The organism is Moraxella sp. CTOTU49803 (genome assembly GCF_032097965.1).
Lineage (GTDB): Bacteria > Pseudomonadota > Gammaproteobacteria > Pseudomonadales > Moraxellaceae > Faucicola > Faucicola tetraodonis.
In genome coordinates, this window is sequence record NZ_DAMCJP010000001.1 from 56,488 (window position 1) to 83,476 (window position 26,989).

Sequence of the window (26,989 nt, forward strand, 5' to 3'; positions counted from 1 at the left end):
CTGTCATGGCTTTCACTAAAAAGGATTAGTCATCTAGTAAATCAAGCTGTTTGGCAGACTGGAATAACACGTTTGAGCGGTTGCCTGAACGACAGAACATAAACACGGGTTTTTCTGCTTGATTAAAAATCTCGGCAAACTGCTCAACTTGCTCACGGGTTAATTGACCACCAACGACCGGTAGATAATGATAGGCGAGCCCTGCTTGCTGTGCTTCAGTAGCGATATCCGTTTGCAGCGGTTGGTTGGGTTCTTCGCCATCGGGGCGGTTGTTGATGATGGTTTTAAAGCCCTGCGCGCCGATTTTGTCAACTTGCTCAGGTTGGATTTGACCATAAAAAACAGTATTGTTTGGCATGTTGTGTTTCCTTATAAAGTTAGCGTTGATTATTCATGTTTTTACTGACTACGACAAGTATATTTATTGGGTTAATTGTTTAACCGCTTGTTGCGTACTTAAAAATACCTTGCCTGTTAATTTTTGAATTACATCGGTTTTTTCAATCACATCCATCACAGGCCCTTTGACTTCCGAAAAATGTAGGGCGATAGCTTGAGCCGCCAAATTTTGGTTTAAATTGATGAGCATATCTTGTGCCGTCAAATCGATGTGATTGACTGCCGATAACATCAGCACCAGATTTTTAGTCTGTGAATGACTGGCAATCGCTTGCTCAATAAACTGTAGTACGGACTGGGCATTACCATAAAACAGGCTTTCATCAATGCGAATGATCAACAAATCATCAAACTGGGTCACTGCATGGCGTGCAACATTACGAAAATGCCCGGTATCACCAATTTGACCCACAATCGCGATATGCGGATGGCTGGTTTGCCAAATCAGGCCTGCAAAGGAGGCAAACAGCCCCGCCACCAAGCCAACATTTAGCCCAAACAATAACACACCCGCGAGTGCCACGCCAAATGCCAGCGCATCGAGTTTGTCATAGCGCAGCGCTTGCTTGAGCGTTTGTACATCAATCAGGCTGATAATCACTGACATGATCGTAGCGCCCAATATAGCATAGGGGAGTGGCTCTAAAGTCTGGCTAAAAAACAGCAATACCAATGCCATCACCAGTACCGATAACATACTGGCAAGCGGACTTTGCGCACCCGCATCGACATTTACCGCGGTGCGTGAGAAGCCACCAACAATGGTAAACGACTGAAAAAACGCACCTGCGATATTGGCAACGCCCAAGCCTTTAAGTTCCAGATTAGCATCGTAAGCTTCATGGCGTTGTCGCGCAAATGAGCTGGCAACCGAGTTGCTAGAGACAAACGCAATCAGCGCCATCAACCCGGCTGCAGGTAATAAATTAATGAGTTCAACGGGCGAAATCTGATAAAACGGCAGCACAAAATGCGGCAAGCCACTGGGTACATCCGCCACCGTGCGAATACCGATATCGGCAAAATTGCCAACTTGACTGGCGATAATACCGATTGCCAGTACCCCAAGAGGTAACATGCGCGTGATGACCTCAATGACTTTGGCAGCCAATAAAGGCTTGAGCCAAGTTTTAAGATAATAGCGGTTGATAATTAGTACGGTGAATGCCGCAACACCGACCATCAAGGTGGGCACGTGCAACTCACGGCGGTGAAACAAAAAAGTTTCAACATTCTCTAGCAGTGAATTGCCACTAATCGCGATACCCGTCACATATTTGATTTGCCCGACCAAAATCAAAATCGCCGCGCCACTAATAAACCCTGCCGTCACGCCACGGCTAATAAACTGGGTAATCCAGCCGAGCCGAAACACGCTTGCTAGCCACAATAGTGTCCCTGTTATCAGCGCCAAAAACGACGCCATAATGGCATAATGCATGGGCGGTAATTCGTTATAGGGCTGCAGCGCTTGTGCGGTCATAATCGCAGTAATCGCCACGGGACCGACGGCATTGACCGAGCTTGCGCCAATCCACGCATACACCAGTACCGGCACAATCGCTGAATATAACCCATATACAGGGGGCAACCCCGACAGCATGGCATAGCCCAAACTTTGCGGAATTACCAAAATACCCACGATAACACCCGCCAACAAATCTTGACTGAGATTTGCCTTGTTATAGTGCGTTACCCAGTGGGGTAATCGTCGCAAGTCGGCTAAATGTAATGGCAAGGTGGTTATCCCGATACAGTGGTTACTCTGATAAATTAGTGTCCGATAAATTAGCTTCCAATAAATTCCAATAAACTAGCAGACTGGTTAGCTTTAGATTTAATTATTTTGTCTGACAAAAGCGATCATACAGTACATTGAGGATTGCCAACGCATCGTCACTAGCGACTGAATAATAGATTTGTTTGCCTTCGCGGCGGGTGTTGACCAAACCATCTTTACGCAAAATCCCCAATTGCTGCGACAGACTTGGTTGACCCAGTCCCACTTTCTCTTCAAGCTGACTCACACAATGCTCACCTTGCGTCAATTGACACAGCAGCATCAAGCGGTCAGGATGAGATAACGACTTTAACAACTGGCTGGCTTTTCCTGCAGCAGCGTGCATTTGATCGAGCATGGTTGCATCCATCGACACAGGCGCATCGGACTGCGGTTCGGCAATTTCAGACATGACTTTTCCCCCAAGGTGTTTTGATGGCTGATACGCAATCGCTGATACTAACTGGTGCTACCATCAAACTTATCACATAATTTTAAAATCAATAAACGTTTGCGCCAATACAATATATTGAAAAACATATTATAAAATAATATAATGAATTGAGCAACGCCTTACAATGCGGCTATTATACAAAAGTATAAAGTGTTTTTTCAGTTGAAATTGCCATAAAGATATGCCAAAAGCGTTTTTAGATAACAGGAAAATTTATGAACATTCATTCTTTTTTAGACAAAGACACTGAAACTTTTACCCACGTCCTAGTCGATACAGCTAGCAAACACTGTGCCATCATCGACCCAGTATTGGATTTTGACCCCGCAGCCGGCAAAATTAGCTATGACAATGCCAATAAAGTCATTGGGTTTGTCAAATCACAAGGGTTGACCCTTGACTATATCATCGAAACCCACGCCCATGCCGATCATTTATCGTCCGCGCCTTATATCAAAGCGCAATTAGGCGGTAAAATAGTGATGGGTAAATATATCGATAAGGTGCAAAAAACCTTTAAAACCATTTTTAACTTTGACGACCTAGACACCGATGCCAGTCAATTTGATATTTTGACTGAGGAAGGCAGCAAGTTAACACTGGGTGATTTGAGCATTATAGCCATGCATGTACCGGGTCATACCCCAGCCGATATGGCTTATAAAGTGACGGATAAAAGCGCAGGCAAAGAAAAAATGGCGGTATTCGTCGGTGATACTATCTTTGCCCCTGATGTCGGCTCTGCACGCTGTGACTTTCCCCATGGTAGTGCCGAGGAGTTGTATGACTCGATTCAGCGTTTATTAGCTTTGCCCGATGATACCCTGCTGTATCTTTGCCATGATTATCCACCCAAGGGTAGGCGTGAGCATATCGCAACGGTTTATGTCGGTGAGCAAAAATTACGCAACATTCATGTCAAACAAGGCACGCCTAAAGCAGAATTTGTACGAATGCGTAACCAACGTGACAAAACACTTGCAATGCCACGTTTGATTTTGCCATCAGTACAAGTTAACATCAATGCAGGTGAATTGCCAAAACCAGAAGACAATGGCGTTCGCTACCTTAAAATTCCCTTAAATCAATTATCATAAAATAAGGAAGAATAATAAATGAAAACCAACGTGGGAAACAAAGAACGAGTCGTGCGTGTTGTGGCAGGTCTAGCTTTACTAAAATCAGCGAAAAGCAAAAAGATGAAAATGCTTGGCTTAATACCCTTGGTATCGGGTGCGACAGGTCATTGTCCTGGTTATAGCATGCTGGGTATCAACACCGCCAAATCAGCAGCAGATAGCAAAAAGCACTCTAAAGCGCAATCCAAAGACCATGCGAAAGATAGCGCTGATGATAAAAGCACAGTGATTGACAGTGTCATGCAAACAGCTGAAACCTTAAAAGAAACAGTTCAAGAAAAAAAAGAAACAGTTCAAGAAAAAGCAGCCACGCTTAAAGAGACTGCTCAGGAAAAAATAGAAGAACTTGCAGACGCCAAGAAAGCTGACGATGCAGACAAGGCGGAAAAGTCAGAACAATCAGAAAAAAAAGAGGCTTAATCTAGGCGGCTTTAATTTAAGCGAATGTGACATTCGTTATAGCCTAATAAAAGACTGAGAAAAGGCATCCGTTTGGGTGCCTTTTTTCGTTATACTAGCTTTTATCATTTTCAAGACAAACACAACTCAATGAAAAATACAGCGGTCAAATTTTGTGGCTTTACCCAACTTGAAGATATTACAAATGCGGTCAATCTTGGTGTGGATGCGGTGGGTTTTGTATTTTATGAGCCAAGTCCGCGAGCAGTGACCCCCGAGCAAGCCTGTGAGCTTGCTAAAGCTGTGCCTGCGTTTACCACGGTGGTGGCATTGGTGGTCAATATGCCCGAGCAAGAATTGGTTTATCTATCACATCACGTGCCGTTTGATATCGTGCAGTTTCACGGGGATGAATCGCCGCGAGAATGCAAGCTGATGGCGGATAGAATCAATAAACGCTGGATAAAGGCATTACGCATCAGCCATGATGACACCACGGAGACGATTGTCGCACAAATCAAAGAGCTTAAAGACTTTGGCGCGTGTAGCGTGCTACTTGACGCCTATCATCCCGATAAATTTGGCGGAACGGGCGATAGTTTTGATTGGGATAAAATCCCCAAACACTCGCCGTTACCGATTATTTTGGCTGGCGGTTTAACGGCGGATAACGTGGGCGAAGCGATTGCCAAAACCAATGTCTATGGCGTGGATGTGAGTGGCGGGATTGAGTCAGCAAAAGGGGTGAAAAGTTTGGAGAAAATGCGTGAATTTGTGAATCAAGTGAGAAATTAAATGGCATTTAACACAGACATTCAAGAAAAGCCCAAGCATTTGAATTTACTTATTATAATTGGCATTGTGATGTTTTTATACGTTTTAATCCGCCCTTTTTTAGATTGGAATGAAGGATTAACTGCAAGTATTGAAATAGTTTTGGTTGCCTTGTTTGTCGGGGCGTTTTTTCTCTTTGGCATTGTTAGTTTTATTTATATCTTTTTCAAAGCGATACCGAATTTTAAAAGTTTTGCACAGATGATTGGATTTTTAGCTTTTGTCCTTGTCTTTATATTTAGTGCATTATTTTTCGTTGAAAAAGCAGTAACACCAGCACTTTATGTGATTTTAGAAAATAAAAAAACTATCATAACAAGTGATTATCAAGTGAAATCTTATCAGCAAGCCAAAAGAGTTGGTGTGGACAACTACTTTCTATATTTTGACCATAACAAAGTTCAGATTAACAAATCAACTTATCAAAAATTAAGAACTGGTCAAATATATGATTTGACCGTTACTTATAAACCGAGAGCTGAAGTTTTGTATGACTTACAGATTTCACAAAAAAATCAAAACGATTGATAAATTAATAAAAAATGATATACTAACGTACTAGTATAATAGAACGTAAGATTTTATGATGGACGAATTACTATGAATATCTTGGTCACAGGCGTAACCGCAGGGTTTGGCAAGGCAATTGCCGAATTACTCATCTCAAAAGGTCATACCGTCATCGGCACTGGCAGACGCCAAGAAAAACTGGACGAACTACAGACACAACTGGGCGACAACTTTATCCCGCTAAACTTTGACATATCGGACTTGCCCGCCACCAAAACCGCCTTACAAACTTTGCCAAGCGATGTACTCAATAACCTAGATGTGCTAGTCAATAACGCAGGATTGGCACTGGGACTTGAACCCGCGGATAAAACAGACTTTGCCGATTGGCAACAAATGGTCAATACCAATATTCTAGGCTTGATTCATTTAACCCATGAAATTTTACCTCTCATGGTCGCCAACAATGACGGCTACATTATTAATTTAAGCTCAACTGCAGGCAGTTATCCGTATTTTGGTGGTAATGTGTATGGCGCCACCAAAGCCTTTGTGACTCAGTTTAGCCTAAACTTGCGTGCCGATTTGGTCGGTAAAAATATCCGTGTCAGTAATATCGAGCCAGGACTATGCGGTGGCACAGAGTTTAGCAATATTCGTTTTCACGGCGATGATGCCAAAGCCGCCCAAGTTTATGACAGCGTGCAATATGTCACCCCACAAGATATCGCCAATATGGTGGCATGGCTGATTGAACAGCCCAAACACGTCAATATCAACCGTATCGAAGTCATGCCAACCGCACAAACCTTTGCAGGTTTAAAAGTAGTGAAGGATTTGTAATGTTTAAAGTTGGCGATAAAGTCATTAAAAACCCTAAGACCTGGAAACAAAATGATTTTGATAGTTGGGGTAGAGGTGAGGGCGTTGGAACTATAGTTGAACCGCCTTTCTCTGTTGATGATATAGATTGTGTTGATGTACGTTGGGATAATGGTCGTTGTTTTGAAGAAATTAGTGGTTTACAACTATTCAACGAATCCAAACCGAAATTCGAGTCTTAAACATTAATCTTAGTTATAGATTGCAATATTAAATAAAGGAACAACAATGAACATTCAAAACCCAACTGAAGTAAAAGACTTCAATCAATACCCAGATACCAGTGGACATTTTGGCATTCATGGGGGGCGCTTTGTCTCTGAAACCCTGATGGCGGCACTGGAACAACTTGAGCATATCTATAACACTGCCAAAGCTGACCCCGAATTTTGGAAAGCTTTTCAAGACGATTTGGTTAATTATGTCGGCAGACCAACGCCACTTTATCATGCCAAGCGCCTAAGCGATGATATCGGTGGCGCGCAGATTTATCTTAAACGTGAAGACTTGAACCATACCGGCGCTCACAAAGTCAACAACACCATCGGTCAAGCCTTACTTGCCAAAATGGTCGGCAAAAAACGCATCATTGCCGAGACAGGCGCAGGGCAACATGGCGTAGCAACTGCCACCATCGCGGCGCGTCTGGGCTTAGAGTGCGTGGTGTATATGGGCGCAGATGATGTCGAACGCCAAGCCATGAACGTGTATCGCATGCGTTTGCTTGGCGCAACAGTGGTGCCTGTCACCTCGGGCACTCGCACGCTCAAAGACGCCATGAATGAAGCCATGCGCGACTGGGTCACCAATGTTGATAGCACTTATTATGTCATTGGTACTGTCGCAGGTCCGCACCCATACCCCATGCTGGTACGTGACTTTCAAGCGATTATCGGTAAAGAAGCCAAACTACAACACTACCAAAAAACAGGCAAACTGCCCGATGCGTTGGTCGCTTGTGTCGGTGGTGGTAGTAATGCCATTGGACTGTTTTATGACTTTTTAAATGATAAAGACGTCAAAATGTATGGTATAGAAGCCGGTGGCGATGGGGTCGAGACAGGCAACCATGCTGCACCGCTTACCGTCGGTCGAGTGGGCGTATTGCACGGCAACCGCACGTATTTGATGGCGGATGATGATGGGCAAATTTTGGGCACCCATTCGATTTCAGCAGGGCTTGATTATCCTGGCGTGGGTCCTGAGCATAGTTTCTTAAAGGATATCGACCGTGTGCAGTATGTACCTTGTACCGATGAAGAAGCGATGGTGGGATTTCGTGAATGTACCCAAAAAGAAGGCATTATTCCTGCACTAGAAAGCTCACACGCGATTGCGTATGCGTTGAAACTTGCCAAAACCATGAGCAAAGACCAGTCGATTATTGTCAATCTGTCGGGTCGTGGGGATAAAGATTTGCATACCGTCATGAAACGTGACGGGATTGAGATTTGATTGATAATCTGCTCAATTGGAATGGCTTAAATTCACTCGGTTTTACATTTATAGTTATGAGAGATAAAGTTTAACGAATTAATGTGGATGATGACAAATAATACTGAAATGCAACTGCCAACTAATAGCTACAAAATAATTTATTATTTGTACATGGCTTTTGCTTTTTACTTTCTAATCGGTATTTATGCCAATTTTCACGAAGGTATTTGGGAGATTTTATACCAACTTAGTTTTAGTATGGTTTTTCTTTCAATAATGCCAGCTAGCTATTTTATATTTCAAAAAATGCGACAAGGGAATGATAGTGTTTTAGCCGATATTAGAAGTGGCATTCTGGTCATCATATTTTTAGCAATTATATTATTTCTTGGTTCATTTGAATTTAAACAGAGCTTTTATGCTGTTTTTGAGCCCACCAAAACAGCGATGGCTGATGAATACACAACCCAAATAAAAGAATATCGTGGGACGAAACAGTATTATTTGTTTTTTGATGATAAAGAAAATCCAAACTCTTGCGATAGTGATATACAAAAATGCAAATATCAATATAAAGTGAGAATCAATAGTGGCACTTATCAAAAGATAAATAATAAACAGCAAATGGCAAAAGACAATCCTTTGAAAATATTCTATAAGCCGAAAGCTGAAATTTTAATGAAATGGGAAGCTATTTAAACTTCCCAATAAATTTACGCTAATATCAGGAAAACCTATGACCCGAATTGAAACCACATTTAACACGTTACGAGCGCAAAACAAAAAAGCTTTAATTCCTTATGTGATGGCAGGCGACCCAAACCCAAGTGTTACCGTCAGCTTACTGCATGAACTCGTTGACCACGGCGCAGACGTCATCGAAGTAGGTTTACCCTTCTCAGACCCCATGGCAGACGGTGAAACTATCGCACTCGCAGGCGAGCGCGCATTGGCAGGCGGCACCAGTACCCGCCAAGCGATTGAGATGGTAAAAGCGTTTCGTAAAACCAACACCACCACGCCAGTGCTAGTCATGGGCTATCTGAATCCAATTGAAATCATCGGTTATGACAAGTTTATCAGCCTTTGTCAAGATGCAGGGATTGACGGTGTTTTAATGGTTGATTTACCGCCGCAAGAAGCGGGCGATTTTACCCAAAAACTTGCCGCATCGAGTATGAACGAAATCTTTTTACTTGCGCCAACCACCTTGCCAGAACGCCGTGAGCAAGTGCTAAAACATGGCGGTGGTTTTATCTATTATGTATCGGTCAAAGGCGTAACAGGCTCAAAAGCATTAGATGCCCAAGATGTGGGCGAACACGTCCAAGCGATTAAAGCACAAACTGCTTTGCCTGTGTGTGTTGGTTTTGGTATTCGTGATGGTGAATCGGCAAAAGCAGTCGGACAATATGCCGATGGCGTGATTGTCGGTAGTGAGCTAGTGAAAAACTTTGCGGAGGTGGGCAACGATGAACAAAAAATCGCCCATGCCAAAAAAGCCATCTTAGATAAAATGGATGAGCTAAGACAGGCGATTGATAGTCTTGAGTGATAGAATGGTTTGAGGTATTTGAGGTTAATCATTTCATTTATTGCTAAAATCAGTTAGCATACGCATTACAAAATGAGTTTGTACTTGTACACTCAAACAACTACTATTCAATGGCACTCTTAAATTGCACTGTTAATAGGGATTTATTATGAGCACTGATATGAAGCCTCAACCGATGGGACAGACACTGGAAGAAACTTGGTTAAAACGCCCATTGCCCACCATCAAGCCGCGTGCCAAGCAAATACTGACGGCGGTTGAGACCGAACCATCGACTCAATGTCCCAACTGTAATTCAATCATCACCAATACGGCGCTGATTTTTAATAATTACGTGTGCCCATCGTGTGATGAACATCTTAGCATGACCGCACGCACGCGTCTGAACTGGTTTTTTGACCAAGTCGATGACGAGCTAGGGCAGCAGTACCAAGCAGGCAATCCCTTAGACTTTGTCGATAGCAAACCTTACCCAGCACGGATGAGCGAAGCGCAAGCCAAGACGGGCGAAACCGAAGCGCTTATCGTCATGAAAGGCAAACTTCAGCGGCTACCCGTGGTGGCTTGTGCGTTTGATTTTGCTTTTATGGGTGGCTCAATGGGCTCTGTGGTAGGCGATCGATTTGTGCTCGCTGCCGAGACGGCGCTCAAAGAACAAATCCCGCTGGTGTGTTTTGCCGCATCGGGTGGCGCCCGTATGCAAGAGGGCTTGTTATCCCTCATGCAGATGGCGCGTACTGCCGCAGCAATTGAGAAACTCAAACACGCCAATATTCCTTATATTGTGGTACTGACCAATCCTGTGTATGGCGGTGTAACGGCATCGCTTGCGATGTTAGGCGATATCCATTTGGCAGAGCCCAAAGCCATGATTGGTTTTGCGGGCAAACGGGTGATTGAACAAACCGTTCGCGAGGTGCTGGGCGAGCCCTTCCAGCGCGCTGAGTTTCTGGTAGAGCATGGTGTGGTCGATCAGGTCGTCCATCGTTTACAAATGAAAGAAACGATTCATCGCTTACTCAAAAAAATGACCTATTTTCGTCAGGCTCACTAATTCATTATTATCACGGTTTCATCCATGCAACAGTCAAGCTCACCAGCCGTACTCTCACCATCCCCATTGCCGCCTAGCGTTTCAAGCTCGTTAACCGAGTGGCTAAACTACATGCAAGGCATCCATGTGTCCGCGATTGATATGGGGCTTGAGCGGGTGATACCCGTATTTCAAGCATTGGGTATAAAGCAAACCGATGGCTTTGTGTTTACTGTGGCAGGCACCAATGGCAAAGGCTCAACCACCGCCACTATTGCCGAGATTTGTCAACAAGCAGGCTATAAAACCGCTTTATATCAATCGCCGCATTTACTGGTGTTTAACGAGCGTGTCAGAATTAACGGAGAAATGGTCGATGACCAAACTTTGATTGATGCGTTTGCCAAAATCGAGCAGGCGAGATTGGATTGTGGGTTGACGCTGTCATTTTTTGAAATGACGACGCTTGCCGCGTTTTTGATTTTTGCCCAAAACCACTGTGATGTCTGGGTATTGGAGGTGGGGTTAGGCGGCCGCCTCGATGTCGTCAATGTCATCGAGCCAAACCTTGCGGTGATTACCAATGTGGGTATCGACCATGTCGAATGGCTCGGCGACACCCGTGAAAAAATCGCGGTAGAAAAAGCCGGTATTTTGCGTGATAACCTCACATTGGTGTATGGCGAAACCGATATGCCCTCGACCATCGCGCCTTTGATTGCACAGCACCATGCCCATTTGCTACAGTTTGGCAAAGATTACGGCTACCGCCATACTGAGGCGGCAGCGACATGGCAATATAGCAATAGCGCGGTGACTTTATCGTTGCCTATCCCCAATCTGTCTTTGCATAATACCGCAACCGCTATCACCGCCCTCCTAGCCAGCCCATTGACCATAACCCAAGACCACATTCAAGCTGCGTTACCGAAGGTAAAATTGGCAGGGCGTTTTGACAGCAGACGCATGTCAGCTCGCCAATGGGTATTTGATGTTGCCCACAATGACCATGGGATGCAGTTTTTGCTCAAGCAGTTCACGCCGTATGTACATGCTTACCAACGCCAGCATCCAACCGCCAAATTGCATTTGGTCATATCCATGCTCGCTGATAAAGACATCGAGCCTGTACTCGCCCGTCTACAGCAATTTTCCCAGACGGTTATGCCGATTGATAGTGTTCACAGCGGCGTTATATCTCACCCTAGAGCGAGTAGCCAAGAGCGCTTAACTGAGCTGTTACCGCGCTATTTTAATTCTGTATGTGTTTTTGAGGATTTGAGTTTAGCGACCCAATCGGTGATTGACCGAAGCCAAGATAATGACCTAATTTTGGTGTGTGGTTCTTTTTATACCATCAGCGGTGTACTGACCAGCCAATCACTGAGTGAATAACGAATTTGTGCGTCAAATGATTTTACTTTTCAAAATTTTCAGTTAATATCTCAACAATGGTAAAAACTGCTCACGCGAATTTTGCTATGATTAGTCAAAATTCATTGATTTTTATAGGTTGAAAAAATCATTTATCAAGACACATAAACTAGGGTAATTGGCATGAAATTTTCTAAGCAAGCATTATTGGGTACAACGGTATTGTTAGGCGGTAGCGTGTTGTTATATGCCACTATGCACCAAGTCTTAAACGCGCCTGCCAAACCTGCAGCCAATAGCCAACAAGTTATCGCTAAACCCACGACAGATAAACAATCGGCAATCAGCAACGAGCCACTCACTGCGGATGTCGCAACCGAAAAAAATTTGCTGGCACAAAAACAAAAAGAACGGGAGCAACGAGTCGCTGCGCAAGAACAACAAGCCCAGCAATACATGACCGAGCAACAGCGGATTGAAGCCAAAGCTTTAGCGCGTAGCCGTGCTGAAAATCAACTGTATGCCAACAAAAATGCCGCCAATACCAATTCGGTGGTTGCCAGCTCAGTGACCGCGATTACCCAACCTGTGGTAAAGCCCCGACCCGTTGACACGGTCGCCGCGCCACCACAAACGCAAGCTGCAGTACCCAATAGCGCACAAAATACTGCACAGAGCCAAAGCGCTGCGCAAACTAAAGTACAAGCAGCTACGCCAACGCCCACAGTGGCAGCACCCGTCGTCGCACAGCCACAGCCCGTGGCAAAAACCACCCCTAACAATACTGGTGCCTATCAAGTCAAGGCAGGCGAGGGGTTGATAGGGTTATCACGTCGCTACAATGTGCCAGTCGAGGTATTGGCAAGCGTCAATAATCTCAACACCACCAGCAACTTACGTGTCGGGCAAACTATCACCATCCCGACTGCGGCACAAGTTAACCGTATTACCCAACAAACTCAAGCGCGAGAGCAACAACGTCAAAATGAGATTGCTCGCAAAAAGCAAGAAGCTGAACAAAAAAAGCAACAGGCGCTACTGCAGCAGCAGCAAGAAGTCGCCCGTAAAAAACAAGAAGCCGCGCAAAAAGAGCAGCAAAAACAGCAAGAAATCGCTCGTAAAAAGCAAGAAGCCCAGTTAAGAGAGCAGTTAAAAGAGCAAAAACGTCAACAAGAAATCGCCCAAAAAAAATTAGAAGCTCAGCAACAAGCCCAGAAAAAACAAGCATTCCAAGCGGCACAAGACAATTTAAGGCAGGCGCGTCAGACGGTGAAACAAACGGATGTTAAAGGCACATTTGGGGTACAAGTTGCATTGGCAACCGACCAAAAAAAAGCCAGTGAAATCACCCAAAAATTACAAGCGGCAGGCTATAAAGTCAAAACCACCCAAACGAGTAAAGGGGTACGTATCGTCGTAGGTCCAGAAAAAGGCAAAGTTGCTGCCTTGGCGCTCAAAGACAAGCTTAATAACGATAGCCGCGTCGATGTCAATAGCGGCTGGGTGCTTTACTGGTAAGCCTATTTAACCTTTTGAAGCCAAACTATGCAAACAAGGCCAAACAACCCAAACAATGCGACATTTTGTGTCGCATTGTTTGTCTATGTGCTTGTGAAAATCACCCAATAGAGGAATAATGCTCCCTTGTGGTAATTATCCTATAGATATGAGTGTGTGGTTAGTGTGACAATTTTTTTAGTGTTAGCGTTTGTGTTGTTTATCCTGTTAGTGTTTGCCTTTCGCAGTAGTGGTAGTAGCCGTCAAGAGGTTATTAAGCCCGTTCGGGGAGATGAATTAGCGGTATGGCCGTTTGAGCCGATGCCAATCATGACGCCGACCGAAGTGATATTTTTTAATCGCTTGCAGCAAGCAGTGCCTGAGCTGATTATTTTTGGGCAAGTACAGCTATCGCGTATTATCATGCCAAATGACGATGACGATACTGACCAAGGCTTTTGGTTTAATCGTATTTGTCGTATGAGTGTTGACTATGTGCTGGTTGATCAAGACAAGCAAACCGTACTATTGGCAATTGAATTAGACGACTGGACGCATAACACTCGCCGCCGTCAGCAGCAAGATGAAAAAAAAGACAAAGCGCTGTTGAGTGCAGGTATTCCGATACTACGAATCAATGGGGAAGCCATGCCGGACGCTGCGCTTTTACGCCGTAAAATCTTAGCAGTGATAGGGTAAGATTAAAATCGCAAAAAACTATAGAAAGTGTTGCATTCAAAAAAAAACTCGCTATAATACTCAAACTCAACATAGGCGATTAGTTCAATTGGTAGAGCGTCGGTCTCCAAAACCGAATGTTGGGGGTTCGAGTCCCTCATCGCCTGCCACATTTTAGTTAGGTTAGCGTGTACGCTGTATTCTAATAATAAAATACGTTTTAATGATAGACAGGGCAGCCTTATGAAACAAATGCTAGAGAACAAACTAGCAGAGCTCAATGGCAAAAGGATGTCTGGTGAAAAAGTGGTTGTCCACGAACCTGCTGCTATTGAGATTGCCAAACGACACTCCCCTAAAGATTTTGCCCTGTGGATTTTTGCTTTTGTCGCATTAATCAGCGCAACTTTAGTTAATCAATATTTACCCGCATATTGGCAACCCGCTAGCAGTTTATGGACGCGCGTGGCTGTTATTGCTGGACTAATCATTGCTGCATTATTGGCACTGGCATTGACCAACCAAGGCAGTGCTTTTAAAACACTGTTGCAAGATTCTCGCGTTGAATTGCGCCGTGTGACTTGGCCGACCAAACAAGAAACCCTTGAATACACTTGGCAAGTTGCAGTAGTGGCTGGGATATTAGCCTTTATCGTGTGGTTATTAGATACCGTATTTAGCCAATTGATTCAATACGTCATTGGTCAATAGCAAAAATTTAGCCAAACCCTTTTATTTGACCCACATCTGTGGGTTTTTATCTATCTAGCAATATCAATATTTTACCTGCATTGCTCATATTTGGTATAGTAGGCGATGTGTTTAGCAATGAATTAGAGGAAGATTATCCATGCGTTGGTATATCGTACAAGCATTTTCAGGCTTTGAAAAACAAGTGCAGCGTTCATTGATTGAACGTATCAATCGCAGCGAATATAAAGAATCGTTTGGTCAAGTACTCGTCCCAACCGAAGAAGTTATCGAAATGCGGGATGGCAAAAAACGCAAATCTGAGCGTAAATTCTTCCCAGGTTACGTATTGATTGAAATGGATATGAACGACAATACATGGCACTTAGTTAAAGACTGTCCACGTGTGATGGGCTTTATTGGCGGTACGCCAGAAAATCCTGCGCCGATTACCCCAAAAGAAGCCGATACCATTTTAAATCGTTTAAATACCAACGAAAACAAACCGCGTCCAAAAACCTTGTTTGAGCCAGGTGAAGAAGTATTGGTCATCGATGGGCCGTTTACCGAGTTTAGAGGCTTGGTGGAAAAAGTGGATTACGAAAAATCACGCTTACAGTTGACCGTCAATGTCTTTAACCGTCCAACCCCGGTTGAGCTAGAGTTTAAACAAGTAGAAAAAATTAACTAGTATTTGATAGTTTGTCTTTTTCATGGGTTTTTAGCCCTAAAATTGTAACTAAGTGCCAAATTTAGCAATTTTTGCTTTACCTAAGTAAAAATTCGCTTATAATATGGCACTTTATTTTTTTCTGTTGTCTGCAAGATTGACAATATCACCCGGGGAGCCAGATAGCCATTCGATGAATGGGAGTCTAGCGCTATTACCCATAACAGGAGTCTATCATGGCTAAAAAGATTGATGGTTACATCAAACTACAAGTGCCAGCTGGTAAAGCTAATCCATCACCACCTATCGGTCCAGCATTGGGTCAAAAAGGTGTGAACATCATGGCATTCTGTAAAGAGTTCAACGCAGCTACTTCTAGCATGGAACCAGGTCTACCTGTTCCTGTTGAAATCACTGTTTACAACGACAAATCGTTCACCTTCATCATGAAGTCACCACCAGCGGCGTTCTTAATTCGCAAAGCTGCAGGTGCTGCTAAAGGTTCAGGCGTACCGAACAAAACTAAAGTAGGTAAAGTCAACCGCGCACAGTTAGAAGAAATTGCTAACACTAAAAATGCTGACTTAACTGCTGCTGACTTAGAATCTGCGGTTCGCACATTGGCGGGTACTGCTCGCTCAATGGGTATTGACGTGGAGGGCGTGTAAATGGCTAAACTAACTAAACGTCAAAAAGCAATCGCTGAAAGCTATGATGCGAACAAACAATACACATTGGCTGAAGCGGTGGAAATCCTAAACAAATTACCACCAGCAAAATTCAAAGAGTCAATCGATATTGCTATCAATCTAGGCGTTGACCCACGTAAATCTGACCAAGTGGTTCGTGGTGCTACTAACCTGCCTGCAGGTACCGGTAAAACCAAACGCGTTGCCGTGTTTGCACAAGGTGCAGCAGCGGATGCAGCAAAAGAAGCGGGTGCTGATATCGTAGGTTTTGAAGACCTAGCAGAAAGCATCAAAGCGGGCAACATGGACTTTGATGTTGTGATTGCGTCTCCTGATGCAATGCGCGTTGTTGGTCAATTAGGTACAATTTTAGGTCCACGTGGCTTAATGCCAAACCCTAAAGTAGGTACAGTTACCCCTAATGTTGCTGAAGCGGTTAAAAATACCAAAGCGGGTCAGGCAACTTACCGTGTTGATAAAGCGGGTATTATCCATACCACGATTGGTCAAGTAGGTTTTAGTGCTGAACAAATCGAGCAAAATGCGTCTGCATTAATCGCTGATTTGAAAAAAGCAAAACCTGCGACCTCAAAAGGTATTTATATCAAGAAAATCACTCTATCAAGCACGATGGGCCCTGGTATCAATTTAGATCCAGTACCTTATCGTAATGCCTAAGCTATCACGCTTGATGGTAGATTTTTAATATATTTTAAATTTAGTTCAGCACAAACGGGTTGTGCTGTCTAAGACCGTAGGTTCTATTGGTTTAATCATAAATAGTTTAATTGTGAAAGTTTTTCACAGCCTACGCAGACGGGATGGCAGTTTAATTTACCATTGACTGCCACCGTATCGGAGTGATAATAAGTTGTTCTTTGACTTATTATATTAACTAGGTTTATTGGTGCCCTAAGTTAATCATAACTAGGTAACTGATAATATGGAGACAACCCATGGCATTAAATCTTCAAGACAAACAAGCGATTGTTGCTGAAGTAAGTGAATCTGCCAAAGGTGCCCTTTCTGCTGTTGTTGCCGATGCTCGTGGCGTAACAGTAGGTAAAATGACCCAACTGCGTAAAGAAGCTCGTGCAGCGGGTGTTGATATGCGTATCGTGCGTAATACTTTATTACGTCGTGCGTTAGAAGACACTAACTACACTGTGTTAAATGACGTATTTGTAGGTCCAACACTTATCGCATTCTCAACTGAACATCCGGGTGCTGCGGCACGTTTGTTCAAAGAATTTGCTAAAACAAACGATAAGTTTGAAATTAAAGGTGCAGCTTTTGAAGGCGAGTTTATCGCTGCTAAAGATATCGATCGTTTAGCAAGCTTACCAACTTACGACGAAGCGATTGCGCGCTTAATGGGTACGATGAAAGAAGCCGCTGCAGGCAAATTTGTTCGTACTTTGGCAGCATTACGCGACAAAATGCAAGGCGAAGCCGCTTAATTTATTTAAGTAAACTTAACTACGCTTAGCATTTTTTAAACCAAATTCACTTATTTAGGAACACACATCATGGCATTAACTAACCAAGAAATTCTTGATGCAATCGCTGAAAAATCAGTAATGGAAATTGTAGATCTTATCTCTGCAATGGAAGAAAAATTTGGCGTATCAGCCGCTGCACTAGCAGCAGCACCTGCAGCTGCCGGTGACGCGCCTGCAGCAGAAGAAAAAGACGACTTTACCGTTGTATTAACTGGTGCTGGCGACAAGAAAGTAGCTGTTATTAAAGCAGTTCGCGAAATCACTGGCTTGGGCTTAAAAGAAGCTAAAGACCTAGTTGAAGGCGCACCACAAACAGTTAAAGAAGGCGTAGCGAAAGCTGAAGCTGAAGAATTGAAGAAAAAATTAGAAGAAGCGGGCGCATCAGTAGAATTGAAATAATTCTCGCACTTAAGTTCTCTAACCTTCAAAAAGCCATTATTGCACTTGCAATAATGGCTTTTTTTTATTATAATCATTCTCTTGACCTTTCGTGTCTGATTGAACATAAGATGGCACACGCACCAAGGACAGAATTGTTCCATGCAAGTTAGAAAGTCTGGTAATGCGTAAAAAACTTTAGCTAAATACCCCAAAGGTGTTTGGCTTTTTGTCGTCTCTACAGTTTTTGTTTGTATCGATTTTATATTATATCGCCGATTAGGTTCTCCATCCTGTGATGATTAACTTATCCGCTGATTGAGCAAGGTTTTAAGATTTCCGTTAGGAAGTTGGATTTAAGTTGGTGACTTAAGACTGTAGGGATTGGGTCATAAAATCTTTTAAAAATAGATTCCATCGTTGATAAATGCGCAAAAAATTTAATTTCCTAACAGGAAATGTGGTGATTTGCGGCTTTATCAGTGCACAGCGATATCAGTGCACTGAAGTATTGATAGATGGGTAGGCATTAACGCTTTGAATGTTTAAGGACTTTTAATGGCATACTCGTATACTGAAAAAAAACGCATTCGTAAAAGTTTTGCAAAGTTGCCCACCGTCATGGACGTGCCATACTTATTGGCCATCCAAGTTGACTCATATGAGCAATTTTTGCAAGAAAATAAAAAGCCAAAAGGTCGGGAAAACATTGGTTTACAAGCCGCTTTTAATTCTATTTTCCCTATTGAAAGCCATACTGGCAATGCCGAGCTACAATTTGTCGAATACTATCTAGGTACACCAGAGTTTGATGTGCGCGAATGTATTTTACGTGGTTCAACCTATGCCGCACCATTACGTGTCAAAATCCGTTTGGTTATCAAAGACAAAGATGTTAAAGACAAAGATGCTAAAGCGGCAATTAAAGATATCCGTGAGCAAAGCGTCTATATGGGTGAAATCCCATTGATGACTGAAAACGGTACTTTTGTGATTAATGGTACTGAGCGTGTCATCGTATCGCAATTACACCGTTCACCAGGCGTATTCTTTGACCATGACAAAGGCAAATCACATTCAAGTGGTAAAGTGCTGTATAACGCCCGTATTATTCCTTACCGTGGTTCATGGTTAGACTTTGAATTTGATGCCAAAGACTTGGTGTTTGCTCGTATTGACCGCCGCCGTAAATTATTGGCAACGGTGATTTTGCATGCCATTGGGATGAATACGCAACAAATTTTAGATGCGTTTTATGAAAAAACCCACGTTTATAAAGGTGATGAGCAATTTGAAATCGATCTTGTCACTGACCGTTTACGCGGTGAAATGGCGCAGTTTGAAATCGTTTCACCGGATGGCGAAGTGATTGTCGAACAAGGCAAACGTATCAACGCGCGCGCGATTCGTAAAATCGAACAAGCCGGTATGACTAAACTGCCTGTGCCTGATGAATACTTGTATGAGCGTATTTTGGCACAAGATATTATTGTGGATGATGAAGTCATTGCACGTGCTAACCAATTGCTCGATCACGAGACCTTGGTTAAAATCAGCAATAACGACATTAAAGAATTTGATATTTTATTCACTAACGATATCGATCATGGTTCATATATTGCCGATACACTGCGCGCGGATACCGCGATGAGCCGTGAAGAAGCGTTGATCGAAATCTACAAAGTGATGCGTCCAGGTGAGCCACCAACACTCGATACGGCTGAAAAACTGTTTGAATCAATGTTTTTTAACGCGGACCGCTATGATTTATCAAATGTCGGTCGCATGAAGTTCAACCGTCGTTTGGGCCGTGTCTATGAGCCAACCAATGACCCTGATGTGCAGCGTGAACGCAGTGTATTGACCAACGACGATATTATTGACGTATTAAAAATGTTGATTGAAATTCGTGATGGTCGTGGGGTAGTGGACGATATTGACCATTTAGGTAACCGCCGTGTCCGTTCAGTCGGTGAGATGACAGAAAATCAATTTCGCGTGGGTCTAGTCCGTGTCGAGCGTGCTGTTAAAGAGCGTTTAAGCTCAGCTGAAACAGATAACTTATCGCCACAAGATTTAATCAACTCAAAACCTGTGGCAGCCGCCATTAAAGAGTTCTTTGGTTCATCACAATTGTCACAGTTCATGGACCAAAACAACCCATTGTCAGAAATCACCCATAAGCGTCGTGTTTCTGCCTTAGGTCCAGGTGGTTTAACACGTGAACGTGCAGGCTTTGAAGTCCGTGACGTACACCAAACCCATTACGGTCGTGTGTGTCCGATTGAAACCCCTGAGGGTCCAAACATCGGTCTGATTAATTCTCTAGCCGTCTACGCTAAAACCAATGAATTTGGTTTTTTAGAGACTCCGTATCGTAAAGTAGTTGACGGTAAAGTGACGGATGAAATCGAATATCTATCAGCGATTGAAGAAGTAGGCACTGTGATTGCACAAGCGGATTCGCCGATTGATGAAAACGGTCAGTTGACAGAAGATTATGTCTCTGTGCGTAACTATGGTGAATTTGTACGTATGGCACCAGAGAAAGTGACCCATATGGACGTGTCACCGCGTCAGGTTGTGTCTGTGGCAGCAAGTTTGATTCCATTCTTGGAACATGACGATGCCAACCGTGCTTTGATGGGTTCAAACATGCAGCGCCAAGCGGTACCTACTTTACGTTCTGACAAACCACTGGTTGGTACTGGTATGGAGCGTCACGTTGCCCGTGATTCAGGTGTGTGTGTGACTGCCAAACGTGGCGGCGTCATTATGGACGTGGATGCGAGCCGTGTCGTTGTAAAAGTGAATGAAGATGAAATGCAAGCGGGCGAAGCGGGCATTGATATCTACAACTTAATCAAATACACCCGTTCAAACCAAAATACCTGTATCAACCAACGCATTATCGTTAATCAAGGTGATGTCATTGCGCGTGGGGATATCTTGGCTGATGGTCCATCAACCGATTTGGGTGAGTTGGCATTGGGTCAAAACATGCGTGTGGCGTTCATGCCTTGGAACGGTTACAACTTCGAAGACTCGATTTTGTTATCTGAGCGTGTGGTTAAAGAAGATCGTTTTACCACCATTCACATCCAAGAATTAACCTGTGTGGCGCGTGATACCAAATTGGGTACAGAAGAAATCACTGCCGATATTCCAAACGTGGGTGAAGCAGCCCTAGCTAATTTGGATGAAGCAGGTATTGTCTATATTGGTGCGGAAGTGCAAGGTGGCGATATCTTAGTGGGTAAAGTGACACCAAAAGGTGAAACCCAGCTCACTCCTGAAGAAAAACTACTTCGTGCAATTTTCGGCGAAAAAGCCGCTGACGTTAAAGATACGTCGTTACGCGTTCCTTCTTCTACCAAAGGTACGGTAATTGACGTCCAAGTCTTTACCCGTGATGGCGTAGAAAAAGACAGCCGTGCGCAAGCTATCGAAAAAGCCCAGCTTGATAGCTATCGTAAAGACTTAAAAGAAGAATTGCGTATCTTTGAAAACGCGGCACGTGGTCGCATTATTTCATTGCTTGACGGTCAAACTGTCAGTGGTGGCGCGGGCTTAAAATCAGGTACGGTGTTGAGTGAAGACTCAATGCAAGATATGTCGCTTGAAACATTGCTTGATATTCAGCCAACCCAAGAAGATACCGCAGAGCGTTTATCACAAATTGGTGATTTCTTAACCGATAAACAAAAAGAAATCGATGAAAAATTCACTGAGAAAAAACGCAAATTAACGGCAGGTGATGACTTAACGCATGGCGTGCAAAAAATCGTCAAAGTGTACTTGGCCGTGAAACGTCGTATTCAGCCCGGTGATAAAATGGCAGGTCGTCATGGTAACAAAGGGGTGGTATCACGTATCATGCCGATTGAAGATATGCCATACGATGAAAACGGCAACCCAGTGGATATAGTACTAAACCCACTAGGCGTACCATCGCGTATGAATGTCGGTCAGATTCTAGAAACTCACTTAGGCGGTGCAGCACGTGGTTTGGGTATCAAAATTGACGAGATGATCAAACAACAAGCGGCAGTTGCTGAGTTACGTGATTTCTTAGACAAAATCTATAACCAAATTGGCGGCGAGCAAGTGGACTTAGGTAGCATCAGTGATGACGAAATCATTGCCATGTCAAAAAATCTACGTGCGGGCGTACCAATGGGTACCGCAGTATTTGATGGCGCTAAAGAACAGCAAATCAAAGGCTTGCTAGAATTAGCGGGTATGCCAACCTCAGGTCAGCAAGTATTGTTTGATGGTCGTACCGGTCAACAGTTTGATCGTCCGGTGACCGTAGGTTATATGTACATGCTCAAACTCAACCACTTGGTTGACGACAAAATGCACGCACGTTCAACAGGTTCTTACTCACTGGTTACCCAGCAGCCATTGGGTGGTAAAGCCCAGTTTGGTGGTCAGCGCTTCGGTGAGATGGAAGTGTGGGCACTTGAAGCTTACGGTGCTGCTTATACATTGCAAGAGATGTTGACGGTGAAATCCGATGACGTGGAAGGTCGTACCCGCATGTACAAAAACATCGTCGATGGTGAACAAAGCATGTCAGCCGGTATGCCAGAATCGTTCAACGTATTGACCAAAGAGATTAAGTCATTGGGTATTAACATTGAGTTAAAAGATCATAGCAAAAGTAAAAACTAAGCCATGATGGTGAGTATGGCGGCTTTAAACGTCACCATACTCAAACTCAATAGTTTACCTTGTTAATGACAAACGAATAAAAATTAACCTTAAATTGAAAGTCAATCTGTATCGGCTTTCAATTTAATCGATGGAGAAGCAGTTTGAAAGACTTATTAGACATCATGAAAAGCCCTGCCGACTCTGGTAACCAAGAGTTCGACAGCATTCAAATTTCTCTTGCCTCACCTGACACCATCAAATCTTGGTCGCATGGGGAAGTTAAAAAGCCTGAAACCATCAACTATCGTACTTTCAAACCAGAACGTGATGGTCTTTTTTGTGCCAAAATTTTTGGACCTGTTAAAGACTACGAATGCTTGTGTGGTAAATACAAACGCCGTAAATTCCAAGGCGTGATCTGTGAAAAATGTGGCGTTGAAGTGACCGCCGCCAAAGTACGCCGCGAGCGTATGGGTCACATTGAGCTGGCAAGCCCAGTCGCGCATATTTGGTTCTTAAAATCATTACCAAGCCGTATTGGTCTACTACTTGATATGACTTTGCGTGATATCGAGCGCGTATTGTATTTTGAAAGCTATGTCGTGACTGACCCAGGGTTAACTACCCTTGAAAAATATCAGTTGCTCGATGATGAAGATTACTTCAAAGCACTTGAAGAGTTTGGTGATGAATTCACCGCAAAAATGGGTGCTGAAGCGGTTCAAGACTTGCTGCGCGATATTGACGTGGATTTGGAAATCGACCAGTTACGTGAAGAAATTCCTAACACGGGTTCAGAAACCAAACTTAAAAAAATGTCAAAACGCCTAAAATTGCTTGAGTCATTCCGTGATTCAAACAATAAGCCTGAGTGGATGGTAATGACCGTATTACCTGTATTACCACCCGATTTGCGTCCATTGGTACCGCTTGAAGGGGGTCGTTTTGCCACTTCAGACTTAAATGACTTATATCGCCGCGTCATTAACCGTAACAACCGTTTAAAACGCTTGTTGGAGCTCAATGCGCCTGACATTATTGTGCGTAATGAAAAACGTATGTTGCAAGAGTCAGTGGATGCGCTGCTTGACAACGGTCGCCGCGGTCGTGCGATTACCGGTAGCAACAAACGTCCATTGAAATCTTTAGCTGACATGATTAAAGGTAAACAAGGTCGTTTCCGTCAAAACTTACTGGGTAAACGTGTCGACTATTCAGGTCGTTCGGTCATTACCGTGGGTCCATACCTGCGTCTACACCAATGTGGCTTGCCTAAAAAAATGGCACTTGAGCTGTTCAAACCATTTACTTATGCCAAGCTTTTGCAAAATGGCATCGCGACCACTATCAAAGCCGCTAAGAAAATGGTTGAACGTGAAGAACCGGCAGTGTGGGATATGCTTGCCAGCGTGATTCGTGAACACCCAGTGCTACTAAACCGTGCACCGACCCTCCATCGTTTGGGCTTACAAGCATTTGAGCCTGTACTGATTGAAGGTAAAGCGATTCAGCTACATCCCCTAGTTTGTAGCGCGTTCAACGCCGACTTTGATGGTGACCAAATGGCGGTACACGTACCGTTAACTTTGGAGGCCCAGCTTGAAGCGCGTGCCTTGATGATGTCAACCAACAACATCTTGTCACCTGCCAATGGTGAGCCAATCATCACGCCATCACAAGACGTTGTATTGGGGTTGTACTACATCAGCCGTTCACACATTAATGCCAAAGGCGAAAACATGACTTTCTCAAACGTGAAAGAAGTGTATCGCGCGCTAGGCACCGGTGATTTAAGCGTCAATGCCAAAATTAAAGTACGTATTGAAGAAACCACGTATGACGAAGAAGGCAATGCCAATACCGTTACCAAAATGGTTGATACCGTTGCGGGTCGCTGTTTGATTTGGAATATCACCCCAAAAGGTATGAGCTTTGACGAAGTCAACAAAGAGATGACTAAGAAAAACATCGCTCGCCTTATCAATTCTTGCTACCGCAAAATGGGCGTGAAAGACAGCGTCATGTTTGCTGACCAATTGATGTATTTGGGTTTTGCCCAAGCGACGTTGTCAGGTGTATCCATTGGTATGGAAGATATGCTAATTCCACCTACCAAAAACAAAATCATCGAAGCGGCTGATGCAGAAGTTCGTGAGATTGAAAGCCAGTTTGAACAAGGCTTTGTGACCGCGGGTGAACGCTATAACAAAGTCATTGATATTTGGTCACGTACCAATGACCAAATCGCCAAAGCGATGATGGATAACTTGTCACAAGATACCGTTGTCAACAGCCAAGGTGAAACGGAAAAAGAAAAATCGTTTAACTCGATTTATATCATGTCGGATTCAGGGGCGCGTGGTAGTGCCGCACAGATTCGTCAATTGGCAGGTATGCGTGGTCTGATGGCAAAACCAGACGGCTCGATTATTGAAACCCCAATTAAAGCCAACTTCCGTGAAGGCTTAAGCGTTTTACAGTACTTTATCTCGACGCACGGTGCCCGTAAAGGTCTAGCAGATACGGCACTCAAAACCGCAAACTCAGGTTACTTAACCCGTCGCTTGGTTGACGTTGCGCAAGATTTGGTTATCACCCAGCCTGATTGTGGTACTGATAAAGGTATCTTGATGAAGCCACACATTGAGGGTGGTGAAATCATTGAGCAATTGGCTGACCGAGTGCTGGGCCGAGTCACTGCTAAAGATGTGATGTCAAATAAAACAGGCGAACTAGCCATTCCATTAGGTACCTTGCTTGATGAGCATTGGGTAAAAGTTCTTGATGAACATGGTATTGACGAAGTTTGGGTACGTTCAGTGATTACTTGTGAAGTGCCACATGGCGTCTGTTCACAATGTTATGGTCGTGACTTAGCACGTGGTCACCGCGTCAATATTGGTGAGTCTGTGGGTGTCATGGCAGCGCAATCAATCGGTGAGCCAGGTACTCAGCTTACCATGCGTACCTTCCACGTGGGTGGTGCCGCGAGTGCCGCAGCCGTGGAAAACAGCATTCAGGTTAATAAAGGCGGTACGGTTCGCTTCCAAAACTTGAAATCTGTAAGCCATGCCGATGGTCATTTGGTGGTAGTTTCTCGCTCTGCAGAAATTAGTATTACTGATGAATTAGGCCGTGAGCGTGAGCGCTATAAAGCACCGTATGGTTCTTCAATTTTAGTGGCTGATGGTACCGAAGTTACCCCAGGTCAAACCATTGGTAAATGGGATCCACATACCCATCCAATCATTACCGAGGTATCAGGTACCGCACGCTTTAGCGAAATCACCGATGGCTTAACCGCCACCATGAAAATCGATGAAGCAACAGGTATGAGCTCATACGAAATCTTGGCGACCAAAGACCGCCCAAGCTCGGGTAAAGATTTACGTCCTGCGATTATCCTTGATACCAAAGAGGGTAAAGAAGTGGTGTATTTCTTACCACAGCAAACGATCATTCGTGTGCGTGAAGGCGATGAGGTAACAACAGGTTCGATTTTAGGTCGTGTACCACAAGAATCATCAGGTACCAAAGATATTACCGGTGGTCTACCACGTGTTGCTGACTTATTTGAAGCGCGTCGTCCAAAAGATCATGCGATTATGGCAGAAATGAGTGGTACAGTAAGCTTTGGTAAAGACACCAAAGGTAAAAACCGCTTTATCATTACCAATGATGATGGCGAAGTGCATGAAGAGTTGATTCCAAAATGGCGTCAAATCAACGTGTTTGAGGGTGAACGTGTTGAGCGTGGCGAGGTGATTGCCGATGGTCCGCAAAACCCACACGATATTTTACGCTTAAAAGGTGAAACTGAGCTTGCCAACTACATCGTCAATGAAGTACAAGACGTTTACCGCTTACAAGGGGTAAAAATCAACGACAAGCATATTGAAGTGATTATTCGTCAGATGCTACGTAAAGTTGAAGTTACCGATGGCGGTGACTCAAGCTACTTCAAAGGTGACCAAGCTGAATACGCTGATATCGTCGCCATGAACAAAAAACTCGACGAAGAAAACAAATTCCCAGTCAAGTTTGACCGTTTATTGCTCGGTATCACCAAGGCGTCATTGGCAACTGAAAGCTTTATTTCTGCGGCGTCATTCCAAGAGACAACGCGCGTATTGACGGCGGCAGCAGTTACTGGCAAGATTGATGACTTACGTGGTCTAAAAGAAAACGTGGTTGTCGGTCGCTTGGTACCATCAGGTACTGGTTTAGCTTACCATGCCCAGCGTCTAGAGAGCGGTAAAACCACCGCCACAGAAGCTACTGAAAATCAGCAGCTAGAAGCACTAGACACCTTGTTTCCCGAAAACATGGAGCCTGCGTCAATGTCATTTGAAGACAAATTTGCTGAAGAGTTTAATAGCCAAGATGCAAAATAATCGTTAATTAGTCATAAAAAGGCCGGTGCTTGCAAC

Annotated in this window: 24 protein-coding genes and 1 tRNA gene; 22 read left to right on the forward strand and 3 right to left on the reverse strand. The window is 43.9% G+C overall.

What is annotated here, in order from left to right:
- Nucleotides 1-25: 25 nt before the first annotated feature.
- The 3 genes from RT422_RS00225 to RT422_RS00235 all read right to left on the reverse strand — a co-directional run bounded on the left by RT422_RS00225 (nucleotide 26) and on the right by RT422_RS00235 (nucleotide 2,549).
- Nucleotides 26-358, reverse strand: coding sequence for a TIGR01244 family sulfur transferase (locus RT422_RS00225; protein ID WP_313420782.1), 333 nt, complete (start codon nucleotides 356-358; stop codon nucleotides 26-28).
- Nucleotides 359-421: 63 nt separating this feature from the next.
- Nucleotides 422-2,137 carry a SulP family inorganic anion transporter gene (locus RT422_RS00230; protein WP_313420783.1) on the reverse strand — a complete coding sequence of 572 codons (1,716 nt, stop codon included), beginning with the start codon at nucleotides 2,135-2,137 and terminating at the stop codon, nucleotides 422-424.
- Between the two features lie 103 nt (nucleotides 2,138-2,240).
- Nucleotides 2,241-2,549, reverse strand: a complete 309-nt coding sequence (locus tag RT422_RS00235) for a metalloregulator ArsR/SmtB family transcription factor (protein WP_257619619.1) — start codon at nucleotides 2,547-2,549, stop codon at nucleotides 2,241-2,243.
- Between the two features lie 299 nt (nucleotides 2,550-2,848).
- Between RT422_RS00235 and RT422_RS00240 the strand changes: the two genes are divergently transcribed.
- The 22 genes from RT422_RS00240 to rpoC all read left to right on the forward strand — a co-directional run bounded on the left by RT422_RS00240 (nucleotide 2,849) and on the right by rpoC (nucleotide 26,953).
- Nucleotides 2,849-3,730 carry an MBL fold metallo-hydrolase gene (locus RT422_RS00240; RefSeq protein ID WP_313420785.1) on the forward strand — a complete coding sequence of 294 codons (882 nt, stop codon included), beginning with the start codon at nucleotides 2,849-2,851 and terminating at the stop codon, nucleotides 3,728-3,730.
- An 18-nt stretch (nucleotides 3,731-3,748) separates the two neighbouring features.
- Nucleotides 3,749-4,192 carry a DUF2892 domain-containing protein gene (locus RT422_RS00245; protein ID WP_050323985.1) on the forward strand — a complete coding sequence of 148 codons (444 nt, stop codon included), beginning with the start codon at nucleotides 3,749-3,751 and terminating at the stop codon, nucleotides 4,190-4,192.
- Between the two features lie 129 nt (nucleotides 4,193-4,321).
- Entirely contained in the window at nucleotides 4,322-4,966 is a 645-nt protein-coding gene (locus RT422_RS00250; protein ID WP_179286579.1) for a phosphoribosylanthranilate isomerase, read from the forward strand.
- Nucleotides 4,967-5,533 carry a hypothetical protein gene (locus RT422_RS00255; RefSeq protein ID WP_095356360.1) on the forward strand — a complete coding sequence of 189 codons (567 nt, stop codon included), beginning with the start codon at nucleotides 4,967-4,969 and terminating at the stop codon, nucleotides 5,531-5,533.
- A gap of 72 nt (nucleotides 5,534-5,605) precedes the next feature.
- Complete coding sequence (locus tag RT422_RS00260; RefSeq protein WP_095356361.1) at nucleotides 5,606-6,358, forward strand: SDR family NAD(P)-dependent oxidoreductase; 753 nt, start codon at nucleotides 5,606-5,608, stop codon at nucleotides 6,356-6,358.
- Nucleotides 6,358-6,579 carry a hypothetical protein gene (locus tag RT422_RS00265; RefSeq protein ID WP_065263281.1) on the forward strand — a complete coding sequence of 74 codons (222 nt, stop codon included), beginning with the start codon at nucleotides 6,358-6,360 and terminating at the stop codon, nucleotides 6,577-6,579. The genes RT422_RS00260 and RT422_RS00265 overlap by 1 nt, the downstream gene beginning before the upstream one ends.
- Nucleotides 6,580-6,625: 46 nt before the next feature.
- Nucleotides 6,626-7,852: a tryptophan synthase subunit beta gene (trpB, locus tag RT422_RS00270; RefSeq protein WP_313420788.1), complete on the forward strand. Its 1,227-nt coding sequence runs from the start codon at nucleotides 6,626-6,628 to the stop codon at nucleotides 7,850-7,852.
- Nucleotides 7,853-7,939: 87 nt separating this feature from the next.
- Nucleotides 7,940-8,533, forward strand: a complete 594-nt coding sequence (locus tag RT422_RS00275) for a hypothetical protein (protein ID WP_219300116.1) — start codon at nucleotides 7,940-7,942, stop codon at nucleotides 8,531-8,533.
- A 37-nt stretch (nucleotides 8,534-8,570) separates the two neighbouring features.
- Nucleotides 8,571-9,389, forward strand: coding sequence for a tryptophan synthase subunit alpha (gene trpA, locus RT422_RS00280; protein WP_313420790.1), 819 nt, complete (start codon nucleotides 8,571-8,573; stop codon nucleotides 9,387-9,389).
- A gap of 148 nt (nucleotides 9,390-9,537) precedes the next feature.
- Nucleotides 9,538-10,443, forward strand: a complete 906-nt coding sequence (gene accD, locus RT422_RS00285; RefSeq protein ID WP_204156447.1) for an acetyl-CoA carboxylase, carboxyltransferase subunit beta — start codon at nucleotides 9,538-9,540, stop codon at nucleotides 10,441-10,443.
- A gap of 24 nt (nucleotides 10,444-10,467) precedes the next feature.
- The gene (folC, locus tag RT422_RS00290) at nucleotides 10,468-11,817 is read left to right on the forward strand and encodes a bifunctional tetrahydrofolate synthase/dihydrofolate synthase (protein ID WP_313420792.1); all 1,350 of its coding nucleotides are present in this window, start codon (nucleotides 10,468-10,470) and stop codon (nucleotides 11,815-11,817) included.
- Nucleotides 11,818-11,979: 162 nt separating this feature from the next.
- Complete coding sequence (locus tag RT422_RS00295) at nucleotides 11,980-13,314, forward strand: SPOR and LysM peptidoglycan-binding domain-containing protein (protein ID WP_312540156.1); 1,335 nt, start codon at nucleotides 11,980-11,982, stop codon at nucleotides 13,312-13,314.
- A gap of 165 nt (nucleotides 13,315-13,479) precedes the next feature.
- Nucleotides 13,480-13,992 (forward strand): DUF2726 domain-containing protein, encoded by a 513-nt coding sequence (locus tag RT422_RS00300; protein ID WP_313420795.1) that lies wholly within the window; start codon nucleotides 13,480-13,482, stop codon nucleotides 13,990-13,992.
- 73 nt (nucleotides 13,993-14,065) lie between these two features.
- Nucleotides 14,066-14,141: transfer RNA gene (locus RT422_RS00305), tRNA-Trp, on the forward strand.
- 73 nt (nucleotides 14,142-14,214) lie between these two features.
- Complete coding sequence (gene secE, locus RT422_RS00310; protein ID WP_138018876.1) at nucleotides 14,215-14,682, forward strand: preprotein translocase subunit SecE; 468 nt, start codon at nucleotides 14,215-14,217, stop codon at nucleotides 14,680-14,682.
- Nucleotides 14,683-14,821: 139 nt separating this feature from the next.
- Nucleotides 14,822-15,352 carry a transcription termination/antitermination protein NusG gene (gene nusG, locus RT422_RS00315; RefSeq protein WP_007116399.1) on the forward strand — a complete coding sequence of 177 codons (531 nt, stop codon included), beginning with the start codon at nucleotides 14,822-14,824 and terminating at the stop codon, nucleotides 15,350-15,352.
- 215 nt (nucleotides 15,353-15,567) lie between these two features.
- Nucleotides 15,568-15,999 (forward strand): 50S ribosomal protein L11, encoded by a 432-nt coding sequence (gene rplK, locus RT422_RS00320; protein WP_007116398.1) that lies wholly within the window; start codon nucleotides 15,568-15,570, stop codon nucleotides 15,997-15,999.
- Nucleotides 16,000-16,698 (forward strand): 50S ribosomal protein L1, encoded by a 699-nt coding sequence (rplA, locus tag RT422_RS00325; RefSeq protein ID WP_138018877.1) that lies wholly within the window; start codon nucleotides 16,000-16,002, stop codon nucleotides 16,696-16,698.
- Nucleotides 16,699-16,976: 278 nt separating this feature from the next.
- Nucleotides 16,977-17,480, forward strand: a complete 504-nt coding sequence (gene rplJ, locus RT422_RS00330) for a 50S ribosomal protein L10 (RefSeq protein WP_201664582.1) — start codon at nucleotides 16,977-16,979, stop codon at nucleotides 17,478-17,480.
- Nucleotides 17,481-17,549: 69 nt separating this feature from the next.
- Entirely contained in the window at nucleotides 17,550-17,921 is a 372-nt protein-coding gene (gene rplL / locus RT422_RS00335; RefSeq protein WP_007116395.1) for a 50S ribosomal protein L7/L12, read from the forward strand.
- Between the two features lie 537 nt (nucleotides 17,922-18,458).
- The gene (gene rpoB / locus RT422_RS00340) at nucleotides 18,459-22,577 is read left to right on the forward strand and encodes a DNA-directed RNA polymerase subunit beta (RefSeq protein ID WP_313420798.1); all 4,119 of its coding nucleotides are present in this window, start codon (nucleotides 18,459-18,461) and stop codon (nucleotides 22,575-22,577) included.
- A gap of 143 nt (nucleotides 22,578-22,720) precedes the next feature.
- Complete coding sequence (rpoC, locus tag RT422_RS00345; protein WP_313420800.1) at nucleotides 22,721-26,953, forward strand: DNA-directed RNA polymerase subunit beta'; 4,233 nt, start codon at nucleotides 22,721-22,723, stop codon at nucleotides 26,951-26,953.
- The last annotated feature ends 36 nt before the right edge of the window (nucleotides 26,954-26,989 follow it).

Bases quoted from the DNA above. Each gene is read 5' to 3' on its own strand.
- RT422_RS00225 (WP_313420782.1), bottom strand. From the start codon at position 358: ATGCCAAACAATACTGTTTTTTATGGTCAAATCCAACCTGAGCAAGTT.
- RT422_RS00235 (WP_257619619.1), bottom strand. From the start codon at position 2,549: ATGGATGCAACCATGCTCGATCAAATGCACGCTGCTGCAGGAAAAGCC.
- RT422_RS00240 (WP_313420785.1), top strand. From the start codon at position 2,849: ATGAACATTCATTCTTTTTTAGACAAAGACACTGAAACTTTTACCCAC.
- RT422_RS00245 (WP_050323985.1), top strand. From the start codon at position 3,749: ATGAAAACCAACGTGGGAAACAAAGAACGAGTCGTGCGTGTTGTGGCA.
- RT422_RS00250 (WP_179286579.1), top strand. From the start codon at position 4,322: ATGAAAAATACAGCGGTCAAATTTTGTGGCTTTACCCAACTTGAAGAT.
- RT422_RS00255 (WP_095356360.1), top strand. From the start codon at position 4,967: ATGGCATTTAACACAGACATTCAAGAAAAGCCCAAGCATTTGAATTTA.
- RT422_RS00260 (WP_095356361.1), top strand. From the start codon at position 5,606: ATGAATATCTTGGTCACAGGCGTAACCGCAGGGTTTGGCAAGGCAATT.
- RT422_RS00265 (WP_065263281.1), top strand. From the start codon at position 6,358: ATGTTTAAAGTTGGCGATAAAGTCATTAAAAACCCTAAGACCTGGAAA.
- trpB (WP_313420788.1), top strand. From the start codon at position 6,626: ATGAACATTCAAAACCCAACTGAAGTAAAAGACTTCAATCAATACCCA.
- RT422_RS00275 (WP_219300116.1), top strand. From the start codon at position 7,940: ATGATGACAAATAATACTGAAATGCAACTGCCAACTAATAGCTACAAA.
- trpA (WP_313420790.1), top strand. From the start codon at position 8,571: ATGACCCGAATTGAAACCACATTTAACACGTTACGAGCGCAAAACAAA.
- accD (WP_204156447.1), top strand. From the start codon at position 9,538: ATGAGCACTGATATGAAGCCTCAACCGATGGGACAGACACTGGAAGAA.
- folC (WP_313420792.1), top strand. From the start codon at position 10,468: ATGCAACAGTCAAGCTCACCAGCCGTACTCTCACCATCCCCATTGCCG.
- RT422_RS00295 (WP_312540156.1), top strand. From the start codon at position 11,980: ATGAAATTTTCTAAGCAAGCATTATTGGGTACAACGGTATTGTTAGGC.
- secE (WP_138018876.1), top strand. From the start codon at position 14,215: ATGAAACAAATGCTAGAGAACAAACTAGCAGAGCTCAATGGCAAAAGG.
- nusG (WP_007116399.1), top strand. From the start codon at position 14,822: ATGCGTTGGTATATCGTACAAGCATTTTCAGGCTTTGAAAAACAAGTG.
- rplK (WP_007116398.1), top strand. From the start codon at position 15,568: ATGGCTAAAAAGATTGATGGTTACATCAAACTACAAGTGCCAGCTGGT.
- rplA (WP_138018877.1), top strand. From the start codon at position 16,000: ATGGCTAAACTAACTAAACGTCAAAAAGCAATCGCTGAAAGCTATGAT.
- rplJ (WP_201664582.1), top strand. From the start codon at position 16,977: ATGGCATTAAATCTTCAAGACAAACAAGCGATTGTTGCTGAAGTAAGT.
- rplL (WP_007116395.1), top strand. From the start codon at position 17,550: ATGGCATTAACTAACCAAGAAATTCTTGATGCAATCGCTGAAAAATCA.
- rpoB (WP_313420798.1), top strand. From the start codon at position 18,459: ATGGCATACTCGTATACTGAAAAAAAACGCATTCGTAAAAGTTTTGCA.